A 25,879-nucleotide genomic window follows, 5' to 3' on the forward strand; every position below is an offset into this window, starting at 1 on the left:
TCTTTGAAAGACGTCCTCAGCGGATTCCTTCTTGGGAAAAATAATCGGCCAGGATGCGCGCATGATCAAAGGCCAAATTGGCCGGCAACCTATCGGGCGCAAAGAGAGCCACCTTCCGGGCGTCGTCGGCCGCACGGGCAGTTCCACGGCCGACGGCGGAAAAGACCACACTCACCACATGTCCCCTGGGATCCCGGCCGGGATCGGAATAGGCCCGAAACTGCCGCAATCGGCTGAGCTCCAGCCCGGTCTCTTCGGCCACCTCCCGCATGGCGGCCTGCTCCAGGCTCTCCCCATAGTCCACAAAACCTCCGGGAAGCGCCCAGCCGGCGGGAGGGTTTTTCCGCTCAATCAACACCACCCGAGTGTCCACCCGGATGATGACGTCCACCGCCAGGGAAGGATTTCTCTGGCGGGCCACGGAAGCCCCGCATTGGGGACAGACGATGCTGGGTGCCTTCATGACGTTTGCTCTCCTTGCCGGGCCGGAATCAGCACATGTTCCAGTAAAAGTACCAGGAAAATGCCCATAACCAAACCGTTTCCCATGATGACACGGGCCAGGCCGGGCAGGGAACGCACAAAGCCTACCGGCAAAAAGGCCGCCATCGTGCCAACCAAGAGGGGAATGCCCACAATGAAATAGTCCCGGCTTTCCAAGGGGCCTTTCTGGCAGATGAGCGAGATGCCGGCTCCCACCTGGCCTCCCATGGCCACCACCATGGCGGCGGCGACCACCGCGGGAGGGGGTAGGGCCAAAAGGGCGGTGAACTTTGGGATGAAGGCGGCGAGTACCAGGAGCAGACCGCAATAGGTCAGTGCGTAGCGACTGGCCACTCGGCTGGCCAAGACCACCCCCGGGCCGGTGCTGTAGCACACCGTGCCCACGAGCCCCAGCAGCCCACAGCAGATACCGGAAATGCCGTTGAAAAACAACCCGCGTTTCAGGCGGGTCTCCACCGCTGCGCCGGTGGTGATGGCACTCATGCCTTGAACGCTACCCACGCTATTGACGAGGATCGCCACGTAGGTCACCAGAAAGGCGAGGAATGCGGACAGATTCCATGCGGGGGATTCCGGCAGCCAGGGAGACGGGATGGCGATCCAATGGGCCGTGCGCAAGGGCGTGAGGGAGGCCTTGCCCCACAGGCCGAAGAGCGCCGTTCCCACCGCCATTCCCATGGCCAGGCTGAAGGTCTTCCACAGGCCGCGCAGACGATGGCCCAGATAGGCCATGAGAAGCGTAAGCCCCAGGCTCATGGCCAGCACACCCCCGTCACCTCCTCCGCCTTCAGGCGACGAAGCCCCCACCATGGCGGGGATGAGGTGTGGAAGAAGGGCCAGGGCGATGAGCATGAGGATGACGGCAATCACATTGGCTGTGAAAAGGCGCAAAAGATGGCGTGTCAAGCCTGCAGCCACCACGATCACCAGGCTGAGAGCGGCAAGGGAGGCTCCCCCCTGGACCGCCTGCAGTCCCAAGGGGGCCAGGGAGATGTAGGTGAGAAGATTGGCCGTGGAGGGGCCTTCGAACAGCGGGTATCGATGGCCGAAGAGGGTCTGCAATCCGGTGAAAAAGCCGGCCGTGAGGAGCGTGAGCTGCAGGAAGCGCACTTGTTCGGCGGTGGAAAGGTGGTAGCCCTGGGCCGCGATCTTTCCGGTCACAATGAGGGCCGGAAACACGATCATGGCCCATTGAAGGCCGTAGAGTAGGGCGTGGAGTAGGGGAGGGTGCTCATCCAGATCATAGAGGTAGCCAGGTTGGGCCATAGCAGCGGAATGCCTCCCAATCCAATCCGGTCGATCAAAACCAACTCAATTCCCACGAACCTGCACGCAACGTCGTTTCGGCCTACCCAGCGGTGTTTATGCGCCGGAGCCGAGCCGAGAGTCCCCGTTCCCGGTCGGACGCTTCCGGCCGATCCCGGCGGATGAGCGAGCCGCTGCAAAAATTTTCCAAAATTCCCAGCTTTGGCATCACCCGCCGGCATCTCACCACGGCCGCCGAGTTCCTTCCATAGCACGTCTGGACCTGGTTTGAGAATGATGAAGAAGACCCGTAGGTCGTCAACCTATCCCATCTTTCATTCTGCACACAATTGTCGCGGCCCCGTCGCAAGACCGTCACCTGCAAGCGCGACTCTTCCCTTGAGATGATCATCGGCTGCTCGGAGCTTTGCGGGGGATTTCCCTGCGAGAATGCCTGATGTTGACAGGTTTCCGCCTGCTACTCGCCGCCATGATCGGCTCCCAGATCAAGCTTTTTCCCAATCGTCATCCCAAGACGGATCTCATGGTCGATCTGCATAACCTACTGGGCGGGGATCGTTGAATGGCACCCTTTTTGGCTCATTGAAAATTAAGCGAGCCCTTTGGCTTCTTTGCACAGCCACACCCTGGTGAAAAAGGGGCAACGGGTGGCGGCCACCCGGGCCATCCCCCTGGTGATGAAACGCGCCTCGGTGGAACGGGCCGCGGCCATTGCCCGCACCAACGGCTGGGTGGTGGACGTGTTACCGCTTCAATCCGCCAGGGTGGGGCTGGTGATCACAGGAAACGAGGTCTATCAAGGCTTGATCCAGGATCGATTTGCGCCCATCCTGCGGGCCAAAGTGGAGGCCCTGGGTTCAGAGGTGGCCGCCATGGACCAGGTGCCGGACAGTGCGGAACGCATCGCGGCAACCATCCACAAGCAGATGGAACAGGGCTGCGACCTTTTGCTGCTCACCGGAGGTATGAGCGTGGATCCGGACGATGTCACTCGGCATGGCATCCGCCGGGCCGGAGCGGATCCGATCCATTACGGCGCGGCGGCGCTTCCCGGGGCCATGCTGCTGGTGGCCTACATCGGTGACGTGCCCTTGCTGGGCGTTCCCGGCTGTGCGTTGCACCACCCCACCACGGTTCTGGATCTTGTGCTGCCGCGCTTCCTGGCGGGTGAAACCATCGGCAGAAGGGAACTGGCCTTCCTGGGCCACGGGGGCCTCTGCCAGGATTGCGACCGATGCACCTTTCCCCACTGCGGATTCGGCAAGGCCCTGTGAGGCCGCCTGCTCCGCCATCAGGCACCTTCATTCTGCAGTCGGACAGGGGGGTCCGAGGAAACATCCAGGTGCAAGCGCACATTAACCTGAGGTGGCTGACAAAAAAGCACAACCTGTTGATTTCTCAAGTGAGAAAAATATCTTGCAGACAGTCGAGGTGCACTGGAATTTTTTTGTGGCGCAAGATGGAAGGGGCATGACGCTCAGAGCTTTCCATGTCAGGCCAAAGGCGCGTCCGGCGACCAGCGTCAGGCGATCGCGATCACCGGTGCAGACGGCTTCCGTTGCGGGTCCGAAGGGTCTCCTGTTCATTGTCCGGAACCTTCGGTGTTCCAAATATCCTTTGGTACAGGTCCGGCCCGTAGCTGGTTGACAAAGGGGCCCCTTGGAAGAGTTTGAAGGTGCGCGTGCCATCCGGCCTCCTTTCCGCCCGCAGAAAAAGTATGTTTTTCGTCTGTTTGTCAAAAAAACCACGGGCAAATGCATGGAGATGGGTGACGAACAGCACTTTGACGCTCCGTTCCAGTAGAGCGCGGACCACTTGGCGGGCGATCTCCGAGCCTTCGTGTTCGTTGGTGGCGGCGAAGGACTCATTGAACAAAACCATGGCATGGGGCTTTAGGGCATCCACAATGGTACTCATGCGCACGACTTCTTCCTCCAGCTTCCCGCTCTTCATGGAGGCGTCTTCTTCCCGTTTGAAATGCGAAAAAAGCCCCCGGCACAGGTTGGCCGAAAAGGACCGGGCCGGCACGAACAGGCCGCACTGCATCATCACTTGTGCCAATCCAACGCTTCGCAAAAAGGTGGTCTTGCCGCCTTGGTTGGCGCCCGTGATGATGAGCAAATCTTTGCCATCCGCTGCCATATCATTGCTGACCGCTTTCCGTTGCATGGTCAGCGCCAGGGTCGCGTCGTAAAGGCCCTGGGCCGACAGTCGGCGCTCGGCCGGCGGGGCCGGTTCGGGGAAGGTCATGGGCGCATGCAGCCGGTGCAAGGCGGCGGCCAGATTGAGGCACCCTATGTAAAAGGCCAGTTCTCTGCGCATGACCTTAAAGAAATTTTCGACGTGTTCAGCGGCCTGAGCGACCGCGTTGGCCGCCTGGTTGAGGCTCCGGTCTCTCAATCTTCCCAGCGCTCGTGCTCCCTGGTCGTCACGAGGATGAAGGGTGTAGGAATAGGCCGAAGATCTTTTGAAGAGGATGCGCTCCAACCAATTCCGATCCTCTTCCTTGGGTTTTCGAAGGACATAGTTGGTGCCTTCATTGCCCCTTCCCAGCTCGGCGCTTACCAGCGTGCCGCCGTTGAATTCGAGCACCTTGAGGTGGTGCTCCACGGTCGCCAGATATTCGTCGTTCAACTCCTCGTGAATCATGCCGAAAAAACGGCGGAAACCCTCGGATTCGAATTGGTCGGCGTGAGTATCGGCCGCTTTTCTCAAAGACTTGAGCAGTTCGAGATACACCTTGAGCATACCTCGCGCCCCGCTCAGTATGCTGCTTGGATACTTGCCGAACATGCCCAGCCAAAGGCGGCGTTTGCTCGCTAAGGCCTGGATCGGTAGCTCATAGATCTGCCTGACCACCTGGGCGTTTTTGAGGCAATCCCGAAGGATATTCTGCCGATAACGAATGCATTCCACGTCCTCCAAACCCAGTAGAACCACGCGCCGCACCACATCAAAGACAAAGCGATCGCCCAGGGCCATGGTCTTGAACAGCGTATTCAGCTCCAGGTCCTGCACAAGGTCATCCACGTGGGGCGGTAGGGGTTGATTCGGATCGAAATCGCGGTCGGGGTAGAGCAGCCAGACCTTCATGGTTGAATGCGCTCCTTGATGTTTTCGTACGTCATTCGGTGCTTTTGGATGAGTGAGAGGGCGTAGGCCATTCCGTCGGCCGGCTTTCGGATGATCTTGAAGGTTCGGATGGCCGGGTTTTGGGGATCCACCGTGCTGACCATGCTGATGGTCTTTTCACTCAAACGCGACAATTCATCCACAAAGGTCACCCACACGCACAGGGCGTTTAGGGCCATGATTCGATGCGCAATCTGCCGGCTCAAAAAGACGGCGTCATCCAGGGTCGTGGAGGCGAAGATTTCGTTCAGGATGAAGAGGCTGTGGGGGGTGGCGCGGGTCAGGCTCTGGTGAATGCGCACCAGATCATCTTGCAGTTTGCTGCGCAGGTTATGAATATCTTCTTGGCGCTCAAAATGCGTAAAAATCTGGTCGGGCAAGGACAAACAGGCTTCACGTCCCGGCACGGGACAGCCGAGGGCGGCCAAGTAGTGCAGTTGTCCAAACATGCGCGCGAAGGTGGTCTTGCCACCCTGGTTCGGGCCGGAAACCACCAGGATGCGCTCCGGCGCCCGCAGGTGAAAATCGTTGCACACGACGACCGGTCTCTGGGAATCCGCGCTGGCATGGGCCAGTGCCAGGTCAAAACCGTCGCGCACAAACACCTCCGGGGAGCTTGCTCTCACTTGGGGGTAGCAAAACGGCAAGCCCTTGCGTCGGATCCGGGCGATGAATTCCAAATAGGAGACGTAAAATTGAACCTCGCGGTCGAAGGTGCGGATGACCTCATCCACAAATTCTCCATGCTTGCTGCAAAATCGGTCCAGTGCAGCGAAGGGCTCGGGGAACAGCCGGGTCACAAATTCAAGGATCTTGGCCTCGATGTGGTTCATGCCCGCTGTTTCCTTCAGATCCACAAGATAATCCTTGACCGCACCCTGGCGGAACTTTTCGAAGACCATTTCGATCTCCGCAGTGTAGTCCTCCTCTCCTTCGTACCGGCGCACGCTGAACTTTCCGCTCTTGAGAATCACGCAATAGCGCACCTTGCTCAATGCGGCCTTAAGGGTTTGCGCCTCCCTCTTGAGCGAGTCGAACTCATGGGAGCCCAGGTAGTCTTCCAGATACTTACGAAAGATCCGAAGCCCCCGTGAGCGAAGGTCCGTTCGGCTCAGATTACGCGCCAAATCGGCGACCGCATCGCAATAGACCCGAGCGGCTTCCAAGAACCATCCTTTTCGATGATACTCAAAGTCCAGCCTTTCAATCAGGGACAGGTAGCGGCGGACCACCGCCATCCTCTCGGCAAAGGATTGGATGGATGTCATGGCCGGTGCCTTTTCCAGATCCTGCATGATTTGTTGGCGGTAGTGGATCGTTTCCTGATCGTGCGGAATCGTATAGAAGAAAGGCTTCAGGTTGTATTCCTGCTTGGATGCCGTGATGGCATCCACCACCTGGTCCAGATTGAGATCGCCGAAAAAGGTGGGTTCCTCGGCGGTGCAGCGCTGAACATTCCCGTCAGGGCTCAAAATGCTGAGAAACTTCACGCAAGGGTCTCCCGTGTTGTGTTGGGAAAGGGCACGTACGGCAACATCTCCCAGCGCGGCAGGGGAAAGGCCCGTCCGCAATCGTGGACCATCAAAAAAGACGGCCTCTACGGAAGCCACGCTTCCCTAGAGGCCATCAGCCCGAAGGGCGGTTCCAAGGCGAGCCTCATCGCCTAGATCGCATAGCCTTTTAGCATATCCTGGAGGGGTGCGGCCACCGTCCGCGCATTGCTTCCCAGGGCGATTGCAAAAATTGTCGCTGGACATGGCCAAAAAGTGTGCAAAGCGGCCTTGGTACCCTTCAAACCAAGAAGGGCACATGGCAATGGCAAGAGAAAAATTCCAATCGCTGTGAACCAAAACAATGATCGTAAGACACTCGGTGTGGGCGGGTCGGCCAATGCGTGGTCAACTATCAGCTGTTCGCAATCGGAGGCCCCGTCGGCTCCGTAGCCGCGGCCATGCGATTCAAAATATCCGCAACAGGCCCCGTGCGATTGCTGAGCACGCGCACGCCCCGGCGCTCAAGGACCGCCCGGGTCCTTTCTTCGATGCCTCCGCAGACGAGAACCTGTATCCCCAGGGCCAGCACCTTTCGAAGCTTTTGGGGCGGGGGCTCTTGCGCCACGGACAAGGGGATGCGAATGCGAACACGACCCTTGTGGACGACGTAGATAAGGATTTCCTGGGCCGTAGAAAAATGGGGTGCCACATTGGGCCCGAAACTTGGGATGGCCACCCTGAGAAACCCATGTTCAGGAGATGGGGTCGAGCAAATCATGGATACCTCCGGCTAAGATATGCCGTAGCGCTTCATTTTGCGCCACAAGGTCGCGCGACTGATGCCCAGTTCATGGGCCGCTTTCACGCGGCTGCCTTGGACCTTGCGCAAGACCCATCGAATCGTGCGCTCTTCAGAGGACGCCAGCGGGGACGGTTCCGGGCGTTCCCGGCGGCGGCCTCGCACTTTGGTGACCAAATCCATGGGCAAGTGTTTCACCTCGATGGTCGGACCCGGACAAAGCACGCACGCATGTTCCACGATGTTTTCCAGTTCCCTGACGTTGCCGGGAAAATCGTAGTTCATCAAAAGAGATAGAGCCTGTTCGGAAAAGCAGCGGATATTTTTCCCGGAAACAGCATTGTATTTTCTGAGAATATGGCGAGCCAGCAATGGAATGTCTTCACGCCGTTCCGCCAGGGTGGGCAGTCGGAGTCCAATGACGTTCAACCGATAGAAGAGATCAGCGCGAAAGGAGCCAGCCGCCACTTGCTGTTCCAGATCGACGTTGCTCGCCGCCACGATCCGCACATCCGCGAACACGGGTTCTGTGCCTCCCAAAGGCACATAGGCCCGCTCTTCCAAAAACCGGAGGAGCTTCACCTGGAGCGCCGCCGACATACATCCCACCTCGTCGAGAAAAAGAGTTCCGCCGTCGGCGGCCTGCAATCGGCCGGGTTTGTCTTTTCTTGCGTCCGTGAAGGCCCCTTTTCGATAGCCGAAAAGCTCCGATTCGAGCAAAGGATCGGGGATGGCCCCACAATTGAGTTTCACAAAGGGCCCGGCGCGGCGAGAACTCAGCTGATGAATGATGCGCGCCAGCATGCTTTTTCCTGTACCGCTTTCGCCTTGGATCAAAACCGTACTGTGACTTTCCGCCACCACGGGCAGAAGTTCCAGGATTTCCTGCATGAGCGGGTTCTTGCTGACCACCTCCCCGAAATGGTAGGAGTCGTGAAGCACTCGACGTAGGTCCTCTTCAACGCTGCAGTCCCGAACGACTTCCACGGCCGCGATCACCCGCTCTCGATCATCCTTGATGGGTGAAAGGGAAATGCATACCGGAACTTCCCGGTGGTCTCGGCTGATGATCTTGGCGGGCCGATCTCGGACCACCTCCCCTTTCTGAAACACAAGATCCACGGGGCATTCCGTCTGGCATAGGCTGCAGCGAAGGACATCATAACAGGCCCGTCCCACCGCCTCTTCCACACGAAAACCGGTAAGACGCTCGGCAGCTTGGTTGAAGAAGCCTTCTATGCGTCGATCCCGACTCACCACAAAGACCCCGTCGTTGATACTGTTGACGATCAGGCAGCAGGTCTGCCCATCGTCCATCAGGCCGCAGATGGACCGTGTAACGCGAGGGGAGTTCCGGCGATCTCGATCGTTCATGGCATTTCACCTTCTATTCCAGTGTTCAGACAAAGCCCTCCACACGCACATCTAGGTGCCTTCCCGGGCGATCAGCGCAGCCCCTAGAGCGCCGATTATTTGCGGGTCCTGGGCCATGGAGATGCGGCATGCCAAACGGCGTTCCAACGCCTTGACCACACCGGCGTTTTTGGCCACACCGCCGGTCATGGCCACCACGGGACGATGTCCGACCTTTTTCAGTAGAGCGGCCGTACGCTCCGCCACGCTTTCGCAAATGCCACGGCAGATGGCCCCCACCGCATGTCCCTCCGCAATGTGGGACACCACTTCACTTTCTGCAAACACGGAACAGACCGAACTGATGGGAACGCTGCGTGAAGCCCGAGCGCCCAGGACGCTCAGTTCCTCGATGTCCATCTCCAAAGCCCGAGCCATGAGCTCCAGGAATCGGCCGGTTCCCGCCGCACACTTGTCGTTCATGAGGAAGTTGAGCACCTCGCCCCGGTCGTTGACCGCGATGGCCTTGGTGTCTTGTCCCCCGATATCGATGATGGTTCGCACATCAGGAAAAAGATGCCACATGCCGCGCGCATGGCAGGTGATCTCCGTCACCTGTTCGTCGGCGAAATCCCCGGCTTTTCGCCCGTAGCCGGTGGCCACACACCGGCGCACCGGACCGTGCCGTTGGGACACCTCCTCAAGGAAAACCCGAAGGGACGCCGCTGCGCGGCGGGCACTGGCCCCGGTGTGGCCCATGGTGTGCGCCAGGATGCGCCCCTGCGAATCCACCACCACGGCCTTGGCCGTCGTGGATCCAATGTCGATGCCGGCAAAGAGACCGTCGCCCGAGACACCTGTTTTCTCCTGTTTGCCGCTGCGTGTTTTCAAAAGCTCCACGAACCCCTCCAACCGTGTTCGTGTAGGCCCTTCCGCATAACTACGGCTGTCGATACAATCCCCGTCCAAGTCCAAGAAAGGAACGCCGAGCCACGTCAAGAGCTCCGCCACGGCCCGCACACCACCCAAGCCTTGGCGGCATCCCCAATGGGAATAATGGACCACACCATCCGGGTTTGCCGCCCGGACCATGTGTTCCACCATCTAAGGCGACGATCCACGGGGCCCAGCCCCGGGTTTTGAAGCATCTTGACCGCAAGGCTCTCGTAAGGGCGTTCCGGATCGAGCGGATCCCAGAACACATGGGTGAGCTCGTCCAGCACGGGCCACAGGCCCAAGGTTTGCTCCATAAAGGGAATGAAGTTTCCTTTGAAATAGGGAAACGTCAGGAGCCAGACAAGTCGGTATTTAGGGTGTCCGCCATCCGGTGGCGGGGGCGTGGAAGGGATCTCTAGGGCCAGGCGCTCCAAGAGCGGAGGCAGCATCTCAAGGCCAAGGAAGAGCTGAGATTGGATCAAGGCGGTGGCCATTTCTTTGCCGCAAACACCGGCGGGCGCCGTCGCACGCAGGGCGTTCAGCCGGAGCATGCGGTCGCGGGCGGAATTGCTGAAAGCGAACACGCGCCTCCAATCCGCACACCCCGGGGATTTCCCACTCAATCCCGCAAGAACGCCATCCGCCTCTTCCATCTGACGAACCAGATAAGTTCGCGCCTCCGCTGTATCTTCCTGAGGGACATCCAGGACAATGAAAGGCACTCCGAGACGCACAGCCAATTCTTCCAGGGCCTTGCATTGGCTGTCGCATAGATGGGTCGTGGCGGCCACCGCGTCGAGTGGCGGTAGATAACCTTTCAGCAAGGCCGCCAGGCTGGCCCGATGGAACGCGCAGCTTTCCACGGGGAATCCTTCCGCATCCGCCACGCTCAAAGCATTCTTTTCCAGGCCCGCAGCCGCCATTGCCGTCGCGACAAACTCGCCGAACATGGGGATCACCCCGTGGGCGTGAAGCAATTCCACAGGGAAGAAAAAGCCCGCCAGCACCTTCGGTCTCTTTCGCCCATACCAATGGGCCAGCAGCCGAAGCGTCTCATGCTGGATCGCATCGAGGGCCGAATCCCGCCTCCAGGTCTTCAACTTGTTCCCAGTGAGCAGGGCCCTGGCCACAAGAGAAATCATAAAACGCTCACGGTAGTGCATGATCGTTCATCCTCCACCGGCTATCCAGCAGCGCGCCGCGTTTCGATCATTTCCACGAAAGCCTGAATCCGGGTCTGCATCTGCCCCCAGGACGCCGCCGAGCCGTCCCGTTCCACATGCAGAAAGGGGATGCCTTCCTGTGCCATGACGGCGGCCAGACGCGGCAGTCGCCAGCGAACCATGTCGCAAAACTTGAGGGTGGGAAAAACCACTCCATCCGCCCGGGTTTCTCGGACCCGCCGCAGAAGATGGCCCACAAAGTCCGAGCCGTCCACGCGCCGTGCACAGGGGGCACGGCGCAGATAACGGCGCGCCACAGCCCGCACAGAATCGCCCCATTCTTCAACGAGCGTGTCGAAGTGGCGCGATCCGGTGCACAAGGTGTCGGCCACCACCTGCGTTCCACACGCTTCCATCACCTGCACCAGATGGACGGTGTCTGCCGCGCATCCTCCCAGGACCAGGCGGGGGGGCGCTGGTCCGGCCCCGTTCGCAGCGGCCTCCCATTCGGCAAGTATTGGGGCGCTCTGCGAAAGAAAGCGCCTCTTGTCCCCGACGAACGCTTTGACCAGCCAACGAGAATAGTCCACTCCGGAAATGCCGCGCAGGGGCTGAGCCCGCAACCGATCCAGGGCCATGACCCTGCGGCGCGTTTCGTTCATAACCGCGATGGCCCCCTGAAGATCCGAGTCCTTGATGGGCCGGCCCGCCAGGTCCTCCAAATACCTCACAAGATGTTTTAGGGCAGCCACCCAATAGTCTTCGGCGGCCGAACCAAAGCCGAAGGGAAAATCGAGCCGAAACACGGGCGGCTCCTTGATCTGGCGCTGCCACAGATCCGCAAGGCGACGCATGGCGTCACACGAGTTCACCACGACAACCGCAGCGAGCGAGGCGAAGGCCCCTTGCAGGGCCGCCTGCAGCACCCCGTGGACGTAGGCGCAGAACGTGGTGGGCAAGAGGCTTTCCGATCCCTCGCCACGCGCCTCATACCCGTAAAGCCGCCGCGGCTCGGCCCCTGCAGCGATGAGGAGTTCCTCCGGCACGGCCGAGCACAGCCAGCCCACCGCGGGAACCTCGTCCTGGGATCTGGTGCGACACGCCCCAGGCGATGGAGCCCGCACGTCCATCTTTTCAGTCCGCCTCCCTTGAGCTTGTGCAGAAGCCTTCTCTTCATCCCGAAACATCATCTTTCCACCCGCAGGCCAAGCAGCTTGGGTAGCTCATCGATTCAGGTTTTCGCCATGCCATCGGTTCAACGCTCCTGGTAACCAGATTCTCCCTCTCGGGGTTCGGCCAGTCCCACAAAGTCCGACGCCACCGGCCGGTAGACTTCCGAAAGTTCATAAGTTCCGGTCAGAATGCCCGCCAAGCGCAGGCGAAAGAGCACCTGTTGAAGATCGCAGGAACGCACGCCCATGGCCTGAGCCACTGCCGCGGCCCGATCCCGGACGGCCTGAGAGCCGCCCGCAGCGACCTGGGAGAAGGTGCCGGGCTTTTCCTGGAGCCATCGCATTAGCTTTAAGAGCACGTCTTTGTCCACAGGCAGAGCCTCAACACAGACGGCGAAACGGCGCACCGCCTCCGGCAAATCGTCCAGGCGGCGCCTGAGCTCATGGATCTTCTTGTATCGAAAATCCATGTCGCCATGGAGCATCTCCCGATCAAAGTCGCCTTCGGGATAGTTGTTTCGGATGGCTTCCAGAATTTCCAATGCTTGCTGGATCAATGGCTTGGGATTGGTGGTGTGCACGATCCATCGCCTCCTTCCCCCCTTTTGGCAGCGCTCAAGTGTCTTAGCTGCCGTAGGTGCTCCACATACGCTGTTCGCAGGAAAGGTCGAAAACGTCTGGAAAGGGGGCGCCCCACACGTTCTGCATAATCCTTTAAGGCGCGAAGGATGACCGCATCGGAACAGCCGCGGTTCAAACCCATCAGAATCCGGTCCACCAGTTCGTAGGGGCCCAGGAAGTGTTCGTCGCGGACACCTCCAAAACCCGGCGACGGGCTTTGCTGCAACAGCCGTGGGGGCAGTGCCAGGAATCGGGCCAGACGCCGGACTTGGAACTTGTAAAGGCCCGCCAGAGGAGCCCATTGACCGAAACGAACATCGTCGACCCCGCCCTCCACGAAAAAGCCCAGTTCACATTCCGTTCGATTGGCGCAGTTCAAAAGGGCGCCCCCGCGCTTTGCCGCGATGGTTTGGAGCACGCACCTACGTACCCGATGGGCCGTGAGGAGGCGCTCGTAATGGCGGCCGAGCCGGCTGTCGGCGTGGGAGCGCTTCATCTGCGCCATCAAGGCCCACAGCATGCGCCGCGGCGCCACTCGGACCAGAAGATTCAATCCCAACACGGTCGTCCAATGGGGCGGAAGGCCGAGGCGTCTTTCGCGATCCGCGACCTCCTCCGTGATGTCCACCGGGATGCGTTCCGCGCCCAGTTCATCGAAATAGCCCGGATTGTAGGTTTCGCCCCGGACGCGCCGATCCACCATCTGCACCGCCACAACCGGGACCCCCGCCGCCACGCTTAAGGCGGCGCACACCGCACTGTCCAATCCCCCGCTTGCTCCCAGGACCACCGCATGGAATTTTCCACGCGAAACCCCAGCCCGGATCTTCCGCTTCCAGAAAGCGACGAATTCCGCCTCGAAAGGCTCTTCCATCTCCACAAAGGACCTCAGGTCCACGGCTTTTCCTTTACCAGGCTTCATAGAGCCGCACCTGGCGCTCCCAGACCGGATCCAAAACCTCTTCCAATCGGTGGTCGTAGTTTATGAAGCGCATCAAGTATTCGCTGTCCTCGGCGGCAGCTGCGGCCTCGGCGTTGAGAGGCTTCGCCTTGGTCCTTTCCACGATTGCGTGGGCCACCCCATGATGATCCCTCATGGGGCAGGGCCTGAAGAGATTGCGAACGCGTTCTGGAGGCTGCTGGTACCCGTATTTCGCTTGCCAGCATCGAATATCCAGAAAAAGCTGGGATTTGAGCGCATGCGAAAGGCAACGGCCCTTCTTGTAGAGATCATAAATGTTGTCCATGTAGTACGGGAAGAAGACGCACGGGGCGATGTTTCCATTCCAGTCCACATGGAGGTATCCCCCGGCACGGCCCGCCGCGATGCATCCCAATGACAAGACCCCACCGTTCCAGAAGTCCACGTAAAAATAACCCGTCTTCTCCAGGATATGAAGCTCGCGCTCCAACATCCAAAGCCGCTGCCGAGGGCTGACCAACAGGTCGAAAGAAGCGTCCCGCCCGATGGGCATGTACTGAAAGATCCAGCCGTAAAGCGCTCCTTGTTCTTCAAAATAGAAATCCAAGAATGCATCCGAAAGGATCCTCTCCGCATTGTGGCGCGTTGCCGTCACCGAAATGCCGAAGGGAACTCCCGCGTCTCGAAGACACCGCATGGCCCGAAGGATCCTTTCATGGGTGCCCCTGCCCCGCCGAGCGTCTGTTTCTTCTCCAAAGCCCTCCACGGAAATGGCGGGGGTGACGTTTCCCACATCTGCCATTCGAGCAGCCAAAGTTTCCGTGATCAACGTCCCGTTGGTGAAGGCGAGAAAGTAATTGTCCGCGTTCTCGGCTATGATATCGATAAGATCCACCGAGTTCTCGCCTCGATAGAGAAACGGTTCGCCCCCTGAGATGACCGTAAAATGGCTCCCCCAAGATTGCGTCTTCTCCCGAAGGATGCGTCGAAAGGTGTCCGCCTCCAATGACCTTGCTTGATGGGAACGATCCCCCGCGTAACATCCCACGCAGCGAAGGTTGCATCGTTCCGTCGGACTCACCACAAGAAAGCTGGGTGGCTCAAATCCATAGACCTTGGCAAACGCTTTGCTCTTTTGCGGGTCGGCCATGACAAACTTGCCCACAAAGGTGTCCGCCAGCATTCTGAGCGGTTTTTCGCCGATGAGACCCCTTCGGGCGCCTCGAGCGCCGGCATGCAGAAGGTTTTTCATGGCCATAAAGCGGAGGCGTTGGACCTGACGGGGCCGCCGTTCAGGGTTTTCCACTACAATGTAATCGTATAGGCCCTTTTCCACCTGTCTCAGGGTGTGAGTCCGTAGTAGGTTGCTTTTCAATCCGAAGCTCAAGAGGCCCCGCTTTAGCTTCTCGCTCAGGGTTTCTTGGGATTGAGGTTTTCGCATGACCAAACCTCCTTTCCCGCATTGAAGCGGTCCTACGTGCTCCGGCGCGCGCCCGGCGGCGCCTCTGCACGTGCTCGGTTTGAAACTGTTTCAATCCATGCGTTTCATTTCTGAGACGGATGGTGATTTCCCGTCACGCCACCTTTCGCTTCAGCGCCCAGATCATCCCTGTGTTTTTCCCACCGAGCTATTCAAAGAAGCGAGCGAGCCGGCCTCTTATCTTGTCCGTGTGGTTAGAAATCCCCCTCGATTCGCGCGCCGGGGCCCATTTTCCCGCGTTTCCAACCTCCCAGCGGCGGATGCTCGCGCTCTCCCATCTCCGATTCCTCCTGGTTCGCACCATGCTGAGCTGTTCATGGATCGCGGCAGCAATCATGCCAACCCGGGATCACGCCCCGCGCCGGCCTTGTCGCGTCGGGCCGTAAGGAGGGGTCCGTAAGGCCTGCTGAGCCAGCTGTCGGCGTGGGAACCTTTCATTTGTGCCATCCATGCCCACAGAGTGCCCCATCAGGATGGAACCTGCGCTGCTTGGTGGCAGGGCCACTCAAATCGGCCAACCAAGGCGCGCCCCAGACCGGACAATTGATCTGGTGCCGACAAGGGGCGTAGTCCTCGCTGAGTCAAAACACCTGGTCCGACTTCGCGACGGCCGTTACATCACCCGCGAGGCCTCGTTGTGGTGGAGCAGTGGATGCGGTTTGGGTCTGAAGCCTGGGCTACGGACCTACCCGGTCCATGGCGATGCTGGAACATCTGGACGCCTTGGGCATGACCGTCCGCCTCAATGATTGGCGTCTGCTGGCAAAAGATTATGCGGAGGTATTCTGGCGTAAGGCGGGAACAGGTTCGGTGTATCCTTGGCGGGCGGAGTCGACGCAAGGGGGGGGCCAAAGCAGACAGCCGCTCCTCCAGGCATCATGGGCGTTCTTCTTTTACAGGAAGGGCTGGGCTATGGGAAAGGAGACCCGTCTCTCCGCGTCTTCTGTGGAGGCGGGCCTGGGGGTGTGTCATTGGCTCATGAGACGAGCCGGCAGTGTTTCCTATGAACGCACCATGTCAGGGGCCGCCTGGGAACTGAAAAAGAGCCACATGGCACAGTGGAATTTGAACTGGGTGGAAAGCCCCCCGAAAGGCCGAGAGTCCCCTGGAGGGCAGGCTCTTAGTGCTGAATCTCGAAGAGGCTGCTGATGGAATCTTCGTTGTGGATGCTTTTGATCGCCTGGCTGAAAAGACGGGCGGCCGAGACGGTCTTGATCTTTTCACAGTGGGCGGCCTGGGGACGCAGGGGCAGGGTGTCCGTGACCACCAGGCTCTTCAGATCGCTCTTTTCAATGCGTTCCACCGCCGGCCCGGAGAGGATGGGATGGGTGACACAGGCATGTACCTCATGGGCGCCTCGGTCCAGGATCGCCTTGGTGGCCTCCACCAGAGTGCCCGCGGTATCTGCCATGTCGTCCAGGATGATGGCCGTCTTGCCATCCACTTCCCCAATGATGTTCATTACTTCCGCTTCGTTGACGTTCACGCGACGTTTGTCGATCAGCGCCAGGTCGGCCTGGAGGCGCTGGGCGTATGCCCGGGCCCGGGGGACCCCTCCCGCATCGGGGCTCACGATGACCAGGTTATGGTTGAAGTGCTCGCGGATGTAGGGAAGCAAGACAGGGGACGCATAGAGGTTGTCCACGGGAATGTCGAAAAAGCCCTGAATCTGCCCGGCATGCAGATCCATGGTGAGAATGCGGTGGGTTCCCACGCTGGTGATCAAATCGGCAACGAGGCGGGCGGTGATGGGAACGCGTGGCTTGTTTTTGCGGTCCTGGCGGGAATAGCTGTAGTAGGGGATGACAGCCGTAATGCGCCGCGCCGAGGCCCTCTTGAGGGCATCAATCATCACCAGAAGCTCCATCAGATGGTCATTGACGGGGGGAGCGCCGGACTGCACCACAAAAACATCGGCTCCGCGAACGTTTTCACCGATCTCGACCCGGATCTCGCCGTCGCTGAAGGTGCTCACCAGGGATCGGCCCAGAGGGATCTCCAGGGATTGACAAATCTTTTGCGCCAGCTCCGGGTTGCTGTTGCCCGAAAAGATCTTAAGTCCGTAGGTGGCCATGCGGGTTTTTCTCCTCTCCTACCCGATATTGTGCCAAGGCTTCCCAGGGCACGTGGTGCCGAAGGCGCCCCTTACATAGTACAGGAAGTCACAAATGGCAAGCCTTTAGCTTGCTGGCGAAGGTACGGGCACGGGAAGGCATCCCAAGGATATGTTTAAGGAAGTTTCGGCATCACACGGTTTCCAGATCCTCCACCATCACCTGATAATCTTCATGGCCGGGCCAGTAGAGAAAGCGATGGCAGTGGGGGCAGGTGAGGATGCTTTCATCCCGTTGCAGTTCGATGAAGCGTTGCGGGGGAATGTTGAGATGGCAGATCTGACACACGCCTTTTTCCACCGGCGCCACCGCGATGCCTTTTTGCTTGCCGATGAGAAAGTCCCAGCGTTTGAGCAGGTCGGGATCCACCTTGGCGCGCACGGCGGCCTGCAGCTCATTGAGCCGATCGATCTTTTCCGACACCCGTTCACTTTCCTCCTGGAGGCGTGCCTTCTGGGCGTCGATCTTTTCCTTCAACTCCGAAACCTCTTTTTCCATGGCCTCCAGTTCGCCTCGAGCCGACTCGATCTTTTCCATCAACTCCAGGGCGTGGTCTTCGCGAGAGGCCACCTCTTCTTTGAGTTCCTCGATCTCTTTGAGAAGCGCCTGGTATTCGCGGTTGCTTTTGACCTCTCGCTCCTTTTGCTTGCTGCGTTTGATGCGGGCTTCCAGGTCGGCGATCTCCGTTTCGAGGGAACGATGCAACTGAACCGCGTGTTCGTAGTCGGCCTTTTTCAGAAGGTATTCGCTTTCGACCGTGGAAAATTCCTTGTCCAGTGCCGAAAGCTTGCCGGGGGTGGCTTCCCGGTCACGCAGCAGTTCGTTCTTCTTGTTTTCCAAAATCTGCAATTCCACCAGGTACCTCAATTGCTCCTGCAAGCTCCGTCCTCCCGTTCCTTTAGCGGACGACCAATGTGGTGAAGGGGTCTTTCTCCACGTCGGAAGCAAACACCTCCAACGCCACACCCTCCCGTGCCGCGCACTCGGTCAAATAAAGCACCAGCGGCGCCACCATAATCCTTTCTGAAGCGAAGTGGCCCACGTCCACCAGCGCCAACCCGTTATCCAGGGCCGCTTGAGCGTCGTGGTACTTCACATCCCCGGTGATCAAGGCGTGGCAACCGCCCCTTACGGCCTGTTGCCACAAGCCGGCACCACTGCCCGTGCACAGCCCCACGCGCTGGATCGAGGCCCCGGCGTCCCCCACAAAGCGAACAGAATGGGAACCCAGGAGCTCGGCCAGCCGGACCGCCAGTTTTTCCAGCGTCATGGGTTCCGGCAGGTTGCCCACCAGGCCCAGGCCCGCGTAGCGGTCTCCCGAAGCGTCGGCCTTTTTCGATCCTTCCAGGGGGCCGTCCACGGCCATGTCCAACAGGGAAGCCAGGCTATGATTGGTCCCGTCCACGGCCACGTCCAGATTGGTGTGAGCCGCAATCAGGTGGATGCCGTGGGTGACGGCCTGCCGGATGAACGCGCCCGGGGCCGTGTCGAAGCGGATGGACTTCACGGCCTTGAGCAGCAGGGGGTGGTGGGTCACCATGGCTTGGCAATCCATGGCAATGGCCTGGCTCAAGGTCTGCGAAGTGGGGTCCAGGGCCACCAGGACGCGGGAGACCACGGCGCCGGGGTCGCCGATCTGAAGGCCGCAATTGTCCCACTCTTCCGCTAGATCAAAGGGTGCCAGTCGGTCGATCCATTGCATCAAGAGGTCCACGGTGGCCTGACGCATGGGTTCGAGATCCTTATGGATTTGGGTTCAAGACTCCTTGCGGGCCCATTGAAGGTGGAAGATCCGCTCCGTGTGCGGAACAGCCAACGAAAAAGGGGGTGCTCCACTGAAGGAACACCCCCCTAGGGATGGCTCACGGGATCCGAGAACCCATGTTTTCCCGCAATCGGCTCTGCCATTTCCTTTTCCCTCGAAGAACCCGTCAACGGTTCCACTCCCGACCGGTGGGTTTCGTGAAATGGTGGGCCCACCTGGCCTCGAACCAGGGACCTACCGGTTATGAGCCGGTGGCTCTACCAACTGAGCTATGGGCCCGAGACATGCTAAGGTGTGTGACGTTATAGAAATGGGACCTGTTCGTGTCAAGGGAAACCTATTCAGGGCCTTTGGTATCCCCAGAAAAGAAAACCGCCCGGAACGCTTGGCATCCCGGGCGGTTCTTTGTCCCATACGAGGCGCTTAGGCGCGGCGTACGTTGACGGCCTGCGGACCTTTGGCCGTTTCGGAGATCTCGAAGGTGACCGCTTCGCCTTCGGTCAGGGTCTTGAAACCGGTGCCCTCGATGCCCGAATAGTGCACAAACACATCCCCGGCGCTTTCCGTCTCGATGAAGCCGTAACCCTTCTTTTCATTGAACCACTTGACATGTCCTTGCATCATTGAACCACTCCTTCATTGTTCTGTACTGCATGCCGGGACGTGCTTTGGGGATCGCGGGATCTTACCGAAAGGTGAGAACCACGGCGGGCCAAAAACGGAACCACGAGCTGCGTACATGAAACTGTTTTTTGGGGGCCCAAAGCCGGTGCCCCTCTCACAAAGTCATGGTCCTCTATCACGCCCACCTCCACATGCCAAGCTTTTTTTTGTGCCAATTTCCAGATTTTGAACACTGGTTTCCGGTTGAGATTGAGATTATGGTCCAGGAAATGATGGTTCAATGCCGCGGCCTGTGGGTCCATGGGCAAGCGGCTGCCGTCACCCGCTTGCCAAGAAACCGAGCATCCTGCAAGCCTGCAACAGGCGCGGTGGTTTTTATCCGTGGGCCCGCTGCGGTGAAAAGACCGCAGAAGGAACGGCTTTCGCAGCGGATCCCATCGGACAAGGCCGGTCGTATAGGGGGCGTTGGTTGTTGTTTTGCCTTATGGACGGAGGACTCTATGGGGACCAGGAAGAAGAGAGTGGTGATCATCGGGGGGGATGCAGCGGGCATGAGCGCCGCATCGGTTGCCAAGAGAAAGAATCCGGATCTGGAGGTCATGGTATTTGAAAAAGGACCGCACACCTCCTATTCGGCCTGAGGCATCCCTTACTATGTCGGCAGGCTTGTCGATAACGAGAACGATTTGGTTGCCAGAACGCCTGAGGAATTTCGCGCGAAACAACAGATTGACGTCCGGACCTTCCATGAAGTCATCGGGATCGAAACCAGGGAGCGCCGTGTCCGTGTTGTGGACCGAAAGACCCAAAACGAAGCGTGGGAGGCATACGATGAGCTGCTCATGGCCACGGGTGCCGTGCCGCTTCGCCCGTCCGTTCCCGGCGCAGACGCCTCCGGCATCTACGGTGTCCACACCCTGGAAAGTGGAATCCGGCTGCGAAAGGTGCTGGATGCACAGCAACCCCGCTCGGCGGTGATCGTGGGCGGGGGATACATCGGTTTGGAGATGGCCGAGGCCTTTTTGCTTCGCGGAATGCGGGTTTCTCTGGTGGACAAGGCCCCGCAGGTGATGGGAACCTTGGACCAGGACATGGCCCGCCACGTGGCACGGGCCCTGACCGATCGCGGCGTCCATCTCTATCTCGACGAGGCATTGGAGGCGTTCGCGGTCCGGAACGGGCGAGTCCACGCCGTGATCACATCCCAAAGGACATTGGAAACGGATCTGGTTTTGCTGGGCATGGGAGTGGCCCCCAACACGCAACTGGCCAAGGAAGCCGGTATCCCGTTGGGGGAGCGGGGTGCCGTTCGGGTCGACCGGCGCATGGCCACGGAGGTGGAGGGCGTCTGGGCGGCGGGCGACTGCGCCGAATCCTTTCACCGCTTGACGGGCCAACCCTTTTACGTGGCCCTGGGTACGGTGGCCAATCGCCACGGGCGGGTGGCCGGGACCAACATGGCGGGAGGAGACGCGCGGTTTTCAGGCGTCGTGGGGACCGCTGTCACGCGGATCTGTTCCCTGGAAGTGGCGCGAACGGGCCTGCAGACGCGGGAACTGGAAGGTTTGGGGCGGCCTTTTGTGTCCCAGACCATCGAAAGCCACACCAGGGCGGCCTACTTCCCCGGTTCCGGAACGATCCACGTGAAGATGCTGGCCGATGCGGCCACAGGCGTGGTTTTGGGCGCTCAGATCGTGGGCCAGGAAGGAGCCGCGAAGCGGATCGACGTGATGGCCACCGCCATCAGCGCAGAGCTCACGGCCCGGCAGGTGAGTGAGCTGGATCTTGCCTATGCGCCTCCCTTTTCCCCCCTGTGGGATCCGCTGATCATTGCCGCACGCCTTCTGGCCAAAAAGATCCAATAGCGTGGCGGGGTATATCCATGGATGCAGACGGACAAAAAACGCCGGGGCGAAGAAACCTTCGCCCCGGCGTTGCAATAACAATTGGTGTCCCGTCTTTCAGCCCCTCAAGGAGCAGGGGAGTCGGCCGTCCGCCCCAGGAGCCGCCTAGGTTTCCATGAAACTCTTCAGCTCCTTGCGGCGGCTGGGATGACGCAGTTTTCTGAGCGCCTTGGCCTCGATCTGGCGGATGCGTTCCCGTGTCACGTGAAAGTCCTGACCCACTTCTTCCAGCGTGTGGTCCGATTTTTCTCCAATACCAAAACGCATGCGCAATACCTTCTCTTCCCGGGGCGTCAGCGTGGCCAGGACCTTTTGGGTCTGCTCGCTCAGATTCAGGTTGATCACGGCGTCCACCGGAGAGGTGACCTTCTTGTCCTCGATGAAGTCGCCCAGGTGGCTGTCTTCTTCTTCTCCAATGGGAGTTTCCAGGCTGATGGGCTCCTTGGCGATCTTGAGCACCTTGCGCACCTTCTCCACCGGAAAATCCATGCGCTCGGCAATCTCTTCCGGCGTCGGTTCGCGCCCCAATTCCTGGACCAGGTACCGGGAGGTTCGGATGAGTTTGTTGATGGTTTCAATCATGTGCACGGGAATCCGAATGGTCCGGGCCTGATCGGCAATGGCGCGGGTGATGGCCTGGCGAATCCACCAGGTGGCGTACGTGCTGAACTTGTAACCCCGCTGATATTCGAATTTGTCCACGGCCTTCATCAGACCGATGTTGCCTTCCTGGATCAGGTCCAGGAACTGTAGGCCGCGGTTCGTGTATTTTTTGGCGATGCTCACCACCAGGCGCAGGTTGGCTTCGATGAGTTCGCTTTTTGCCATCTTGGCACGGGCCATGCCGTCTTCCACGCGGCGCAGGATCTGTCGCAAGCTCTTGGAATCCATCTTGGCCCGCATCTCGAACGCCGTGATCTGCTCACGCGCCTCCAAGGCCCGTTCAATGAGCCTCAAAAGGTCCTGGGAACTCATTCCCAAGCGACCGGCGTGTTGCTCCAGCTCATCCGTATTGCCGCGCACTTCCTCGTACCAGCGCTGGAGCTCCTGCAGGGGCTTTCCGGTCACCAACAGACAGTGCTCCAGATCCCGTTCCGCCGCCTCAATGGATTCCAGGTACGAGCGCAACTTTTCGACGATTTTATCGATCTGCTGTTTGTCGAGCTGCAGGTCCTTGAGCAGATCGACGATTTTTTCCTTGTTGCGCTGGACCTGCTGGCTCAGGCGATCCTGCTCCAGGGGCTCCAGGTTTTCGGCGATGAGCGTTATCTGCATGTTGCGGGTTTCGGCATCCAGGCGCTCCACTTCTTCCAAGGCCTCAATGACCTTGCCTCGAAGTGCCTCCAGCTCCTCTTCGGTCATGTCCTCTTCCGTGCTACGGAGGATTTCGGTGATCTTGACCTTGCCTTCCTGCAGGTCCTCCTTGATGGTGAGGACTTCGGCCACCCCGAGAGACGATTCCATGATGGCGTTGAAGACTTCGCGCTCACCCGCTTCGATCCGCTTGGCGATTTCCACCTCGCCTTCTCTGGTGAGCAAGGAGACCTGCCCCATCTCGCGAAGATAGAGCTTTACCGGATCCGTCACACGGCTATCCGGATCCGTCTCCACAGCCGTGGTAGCGGCCTCATCTTCCTCGGACTCATCGTCGCTCACGCGCTCAGGAACCACCTTGACCTGCTGATCGGAGTCCACAATTTCGATGTTCATCTCATCGAAGATCATCATCATGTCGTCCAGCTTTTCCGGCGTGACCAGATCCTCCGGGAGCACCTCGTTCAGCTCATCGTAGGTGAGGTATCCCTTTTCCTTCCCCACGCTGATCAGTCGCTTGAGGTCCTCCAGGGCCGGTCGGACGGGCTGTTTGCCCCCGTTTTTCCTGAGCTGTTCGGTCATGTGTCGTGCACTCCTTTGCTGACTTTTTCTTACCCTTAACCCCTTTTGACGGTGGCGCAAAGAGCCTGGTACTCTTTGAGCAATTGCCGGCGCATCTGCGCGTCGCCTTCCTGGTCGGCTTTTTGGAGCCGTTGCTGCAGTTCCTGGAAGCGCTTTTTTCGATTTTGTTCGCGCAAAACCTGCAACCGCTCCAGAACAAGGATGCGGGCCTGATCGATTTCCAAATCGGCCTGGTCCCGCTCCATGAGGTAGCGGGTCAAAAGATTCACCGCTTGGGCATCGGAGACGATCCGCAGCAATCCGTCCGGATCCACTGTTCCGTGGTCCGATTCCTGCTGGGCCATGGCGGCCACCAAGGTCCGCAACGGCGATTCCCGAAAGAGACCCAGGGCTTCTTTCAGGGACACCTCCCGCGCCAATTCCGGATACAGGACCAGTAGGCGGGTGATCGTCTCTTCGGGCGGCTGGATGTCCGAGACCCCGACCCCACGGGCAGGGGCCGGCGGGATCCCTTTGATGGGCCGCGGCGCCCGGGACCGCGCCGATGCGAACAGTTGCTCCTGCACCACCGACTGGGGCAGTGCCAGGCGTTCGGCCAGGTGGGAGACGATCTCCTGGCGCACCACCGGCTGGGCCACCTGCCGCACCACCTCCTGGAGGTCTTTGAGGACGCGGACCTTGTCCTGGGACGTTCCGTTCCACGTGTCCACATGATGGTCCACAGCAAAATGGGCCAGGTCCTGGCGCTTTTCCAGAAGCGCCAAAAAGGCCTCCAGGCCGTGCCGGGACAGGTAATCGTCCGGGTCCATGGCCTCCGGCAGAACCAGGCAACTGGCCGATACCCCTTCTTGGGCGAAAAGGGGCAGGGTGCGGAGCATGGCTCGGCGCCCCGCGGCGTCTCCGTCATAGACCAGCACCACCTCGTCGGCCACACGTCCCATGAGCCGAACCTGCTGGACCGTCAAGGCGGTTCCCAGTGTGGCGACCACCCGGTAAAAGCCATGGAGGTGAAAGGCTAGAAGATCCATGTAGCCTTCCACCAACAAGACCTGGCGCACCTGTCGGCACGCCTCCCGTGCGGTGGCCCACTGGTAGAGCATCCGTCCCTTGTGATAGACGGGTGTCTCCGGGCTGTTCAAGTACTTGGGCTCGGAGCCGTCCAGGCTGCGGCCCCCAAAGGCCACCACCTTGCCCTCTCCATTGGTGATGGGAAAGATGAGCCGGTGGCGAAACCTGTCGTACAACGTGCCCTTCTTGGAGGTGATAAAAAGTCCCGCCTGGACCCCCACCTCTTCGGAAATGCCCCGCCGGCGAAAGTGGGTGAGGAGAGCGTTCCATCCGTCCGGGGCATAGCCCAGGCGTTGCTGTTCCACCACCTGCGCCGTCAGGCCGCGGGAACGGATATAATCCCGGGCGACCCGACCCTTTTCGCTCTGATGCAACTGGCGGTAATAGAAGGTACAGGCCTCCTCCAAGGCCGACAGGATGGCCTGCGTGTCCGAAGAACGGCGACCGGGCCGTTGCTTTTCCAGTTCCGGCAGCGGCACATGGTAGCGTTCCGCCAGGTACCTGACGGCTTCACCGAAGTCCAGGTCCCAATGGCGCATGGCGAAGGTGATGACATCGCCGCCGGCGCCGCAACCAAAGCAGTAGAAAAGGCCGTTGCCGGCGTCGACCTGAAAAGAAGGGGTCTTTTCCCGGTGAAACGGGCAAAGCCCCATGTATCTGCTACCGACCCGGCGTAAAGGCACCACCTGGCCGATCAGATCGACGGCATCAACAGCCTGCTTGATTCGTGTTGCCACATCGGAGGTGGTCACTGCGCTACGCCGCCCCCTCATCGTTTTTTAGGGCGCTGGTTGCGCCAGAGAACAAACCCAACATGTCTATCAAGCCCCAATGGGAAGGTCAAGGGGAAAAAGGATCGTCCCAGAGCCCATCCGACAATGACCTTTCGGCTTCTTTTGGGAATTTCTAAAAGGTTTGAAATGTCACCGGCCCCGTGGCCCTTTTTGACCTGTCAGACAGCCTTGTGGGGGCGGGTTTGGAACCCGCCCCCACAAGACCTTCCCAGGCCGGCCGCACCAGCCCGCTTGCCAGTCCCGACTCCCGTCCGCATAAAAAAGGACCAACCGGCGCGTTTGAGGACCGTCTCCTAGCCGCTCAGCTCCTGTCGCACCATCTCATGGACGGTCTTTCCGTCCGCGCGGCCTGCGATCTTGGCCATGAGCGGCTTCATGACCTTGCCCAAGTCCTTGACCGATGTGGCGCCCACTTCTTGAATGACTTCCCGGACCAGGGCTTGGAGGGCTTCGGGCGAAAGCTCTTCGGGCATGAATTGTTGCAGGATGCGCACCTCCCGGCGTTCAGCCTCCGCCAGATCCGTCCGTCCCCCCTTTTCGTATTGGGCGATGGAGTCTTTTCGCTGTTTGATGGCCGTGGCGATGAGCTGCAGGATTTCCTGTTCTTGGAGTTCCCGCCTCAGTTCCTTTTCCTTGTTCTTGATGGCAGTGAGGAGCATGCGGATGGCATTTCTGGTGTCCGTGTCCTTGCTCTTGATGGCTTCCTTGAGGGCCGTATTGATCCGTTCCAACAGTTCCATGGGTTACCTCCTTCTGCCTTGGATAACCGGCCGCGGCGGGATGTGCGACGCCCCATGGGCGAGCGGAACACCGGGGGCCGACCCTTTTCGATCCTGGCCGCCGTGATCCGTCCTACGGTGGGGCCCCGCCCCG

21 protein-coding genes, 1 tRNA gene, 1 pseudogene and 1 riboswitch are annotated in these 25,879 nt (G+C 59.6%); of the genes and pseudogenes, 3 read left to right on the forward strand and 20 right to left on the reverse strand.

Features of this window, described 5'->3' with window-relative positions; translation table 11 throughout:
* Positions 1 to 16: 16 nt before the first annotated feature.
* Positions 17 to 463, reverse strand: a complete 447-nt coding sequence (locus B9A12_RS09330) for an NUDIX domain-containing protein (RefSeq protein ID WP_084057622.1) — start codon at positions 461 to 463, stop codon at positions 17 to 19.
* The gene (locus B9A12_RS09335; RefSeq protein ID WP_084057623.1) at positions 460 to 1,770 is read right to left on the reverse strand and encodes a uracil-xanthine permease family protein; all 1,311 of its coding nucleotides are present in this window, start codon (positions 1,768 to 1,770) and stop codon (positions 460 to 462) included. Before B9A12_RS09335 ends, B9A12_RS09330 begins: the two co-directional genes overlap by 4 nt.
* Positions 1,771 to 2,206: 436 nt before the next feature.
* On the opposite strand from B9A12_RS09335, the gene B9A12_RS17815 reads away from it, so the two are divergent.
* Together B9A12_RS17815 and B9A12_RS09340 are read left to right on the forward strand one after the other, a co-directional pair.
* Complete coding sequence (locus tag B9A12_RS17815) at positions 2,207 to 2,332, forward strand: hypothetical protein (protein ID WP_281247910.1); 126 nt, start codon at positions 2,207 to 2,209, stop codon at positions 2,330 to 2,332.
* A gap of 40 nt (positions 2,333 to 2,372) precedes the next feature.
* Positions 2,373 to 3,044, forward strand: a complete 672-nt coding sequence (locus tag B9A12_RS09340; RefSeq protein ID WP_212636890.1) for a molybdopterin-binding protein — start codon at positions 2,373 to 2,375, stop codon at positions 3,042 to 3,044.
* A 262-nt stretch (positions 3,045 to 3,306) separates the two neighbouring features.
* On the opposite strand, the gene B9A12_RS09345 is transcribed toward B9A12_RS09340, so the two are convergent.
* From B9A12_RS09345 to B9A12_RS09415, 15 genes and pseudogenes are all read right to left on the reverse strand, one after another.
* The gene (locus B9A12_RS09345; protein WP_084057624.1) at positions 3,307 to 4,863 is read right to left on the reverse strand and encodes a MutS-related protein; all 1,557 of its coding nucleotides are present in this window, start codon (positions 4,861 to 4,863) and stop codon (positions 3,307 to 3,309) included.
* Complete coding sequence (locus B9A12_RS09350) at positions 4,860 to 6,392, reverse strand: MutS-related protein (RefSeq protein WP_084057625.1); 1,533 nt, start codon at positions 6,390 to 6,392, stop codon at positions 4,860 to 4,862. Before B9A12_RS09350 ends, B9A12_RS09345 begins: the two co-directional genes overlap by 4 nt.
* Before the next feature lie 120 nt (positions 6,393 to 6,512).
* A riboswitch (Fluoride riboswitch) is annotated at positions 6,513 to 6,575 on the reverse strand.
* Positions 6,576 to 6,807: 232 nt separating this feature from the next.
* Entirely contained in the window at positions 6,808 to 7,173 is a 366-nt protein-coding gene (locus tag B9A12_RS09355) for a NifB/NifX family molybdenum-iron cluster-binding protein (protein WP_084057626.1), read from the reverse strand.
* Between the two features lie 12 nt (positions 7,174 to 7,185).
* A complete protein-coding gene (locus B9A12_RS09360; protein WP_212636891.1) occupies positions 7,186 to 8,568 on the reverse strand; it encodes a sigma-54 interaction domain-containing protein in 1,383 nt (460 codons plus the stop codon).
* Positions 8,569 to 8,619: 51 nt separating this feature from the next.
* On the reverse strand, positions 8,620 to 9,447 hold the full coding sequence (locus B9A12_RS09365; RefSeq protein WP_245802404.1) for an acyl-CoA dehydratase activase: 828 nt from the start codon (positions 9,445 to 9,447) through the stop codon (positions 8,620 to 8,622).
* A gap of 48 nt (positions 9,448 to 9,495) precedes the next feature.
* A pseudogene (locus B9A12_RS09370) lies at positions 9,496 to 10,646 on the reverse strand (2-hydroxyacyl-CoA dehydratase subunit D); the annotation flags it as partial.
* 20 nt (positions 10,647 to 10,666) lie between these two features.
* Positions 10,667 to 11,776, reverse strand: coding sequence for a 2-hydroxyacyl-CoA dehydratase subunit D (locus tag B9A12_RS09375; RefSeq protein WP_170920510.1), 1,110 nt, complete (start codon positions 11,774 to 11,776; stop codon positions 10,667 to 10,669).
* 125 nt (positions 11,777 to 11,901) lie between these two features.
* Positions 11,902 to 12,399, reverse strand: a complete 498-nt coding sequence (locus B9A12_RS09380) for a hypothetical protein (RefSeq protein ID WP_084057629.1) — start codon at positions 12,397 to 12,399, stop codon at positions 11,902 to 11,904.
* Positions 12,372 to 13,361: an ammonia-dependent NAD(+) synthetase gene (locus tag B9A12_RS09385; RefSeq protein ID WP_084057630.1), complete on the reverse strand. Its 990-nt coding sequence runs from the start codon at positions 13,359 to 13,361 to the stop codon at positions 12,372 to 12,374. The genes B9A12_RS09380 and B9A12_RS09385 overlap by 28 nt, the downstream gene beginning before the upstream one ends.
* Positions 13,348 to 14,802, reverse strand: coding sequence for a radical SAM/SPASM domain-containing protein (locus B9A12_RS09390; RefSeq protein ID WP_084057631.1), 1,455 nt, complete (start codon positions 14,800 to 14,802; stop codon positions 13,348 to 13,350). Before B9A12_RS09390 ends, B9A12_RS09385 begins: the two co-directional genes overlap by 14 nt.
* A gap of 1,159 nt (positions 14,803 to 15,961) precedes the next feature.
* Positions 15,962 to 16,915: a ribose-phosphate diphosphokinase gene (locus B9A12_RS09395; protein WP_084057632.1), complete on the reverse strand. Its 954-nt coding sequence runs from the start codon at positions 16,913 to 16,915 to the stop codon at positions 15,962 to 15,964.
* A 172-nt stretch (positions 16,916 to 17,087) separates the two neighbouring features.
* Entirely contained in the window at positions 17,088 to 17,834 is a 747-nt protein-coding gene (locus B9A12_RS09400) for a zinc ribbon domain-containing protein (protein ID WP_084057633.1), read from the reverse strand.
* A gap of 19 nt (positions 17,835 to 17,853) precedes the next feature.
* Complete coding sequence (locus tag B9A12_RS09405; protein WP_084057634.1) at positions 17,854 to 18,684, reverse strand: Nif3-like dinuclear metal center hexameric protein; 831 nt, start codon at positions 18,682 to 18,684, stop codon at positions 17,854 to 17,856.
* A 239-nt stretch (positions 18,685 to 18,923) separates the two neighbouring features.
* Positions 18,924 to 18,999: transfer RNA gene (locus B9A12_RS09410), tRNA-Ile, on the reverse strand.
* A 144-nt stretch (positions 19,000 to 19,143) separates the two neighbouring features.
* A complete protein-coding gene (locus B9A12_RS09415) occupies positions 19,144 to 19,344 on the reverse strand; it encodes a cold-shock protein (protein WP_084057635.1) in 201 nt (66 codons plus the stop codon).
* 500 nt (positions 19,345 to 19,844) lie between these two features.
* Between B9A12_RS09415 and B9A12_RS09420 the strand changes: the two genes are divergently transcribed.
* Positions 19,845 to 21,209 carry an FAD-dependent oxidoreductase gene (locus B9A12_RS09420; RefSeq protein ID WP_084057636.1) on the forward strand — a complete coding sequence of 455 codons (1,365 nt, stop codon included), beginning with the start codon at positions 19,845 to 19,847 and terminating at the stop codon, positions 21,207 to 21,209.
* Positions 21,210 to 21,353: 144 nt separating this feature from the next.
* Here the strand turns inward: B9A12_RS09420 and rpoD are convergent, their stop codons facing one another.
* The 3 genes from rpoD to B9A12_RS09435 form a co-directional block, all read right to left on the reverse strand.
* Entirely contained in the window at positions 21,354 to 23,144 is a 1,791-nt protein-coding gene (gene rpoD / locus B9A12_RS09425) for an RNA polymerase sigma factor RpoD (RefSeq protein WP_084057637.1), read from the reverse strand.
* Positions 23,145 to 23,179: 35 nt separating this feature from the next.
* Entirely contained in the window at positions 23,180 to 24,964 is a 1,785-nt protein-coding gene (gene dnaG / locus B9A12_RS09430; RefSeq protein WP_170920511.1) for a DNA primase, read from the reverse strand.
* Positions 24,965 to 25,299: 335 nt separating this feature from the next.
* Complete coding sequence (locus B9A12_RS09435) at positions 25,300 to 25,746, reverse strand: GatB/YqeY domain-containing protein (RefSeq protein ID WP_084057639.1); 447 nt, start codon at positions 25,744 to 25,746, stop codon at positions 25,300 to 25,302.
* Positions 25,747 to 25,879: the final 133 nt, after the last annotated feature.

The sequence above is a fragment of the Desulfacinum hydrothermale DSM 13146 genome (assembly GCF_900176285.1).
Taxonomy (GTDB): Bacteria; Desulfobacterota; Syntrophobacteria; order Syntrophobacterales; family DSM-9756; genus Desulfacinum; species Desulfacinum hydrothermale.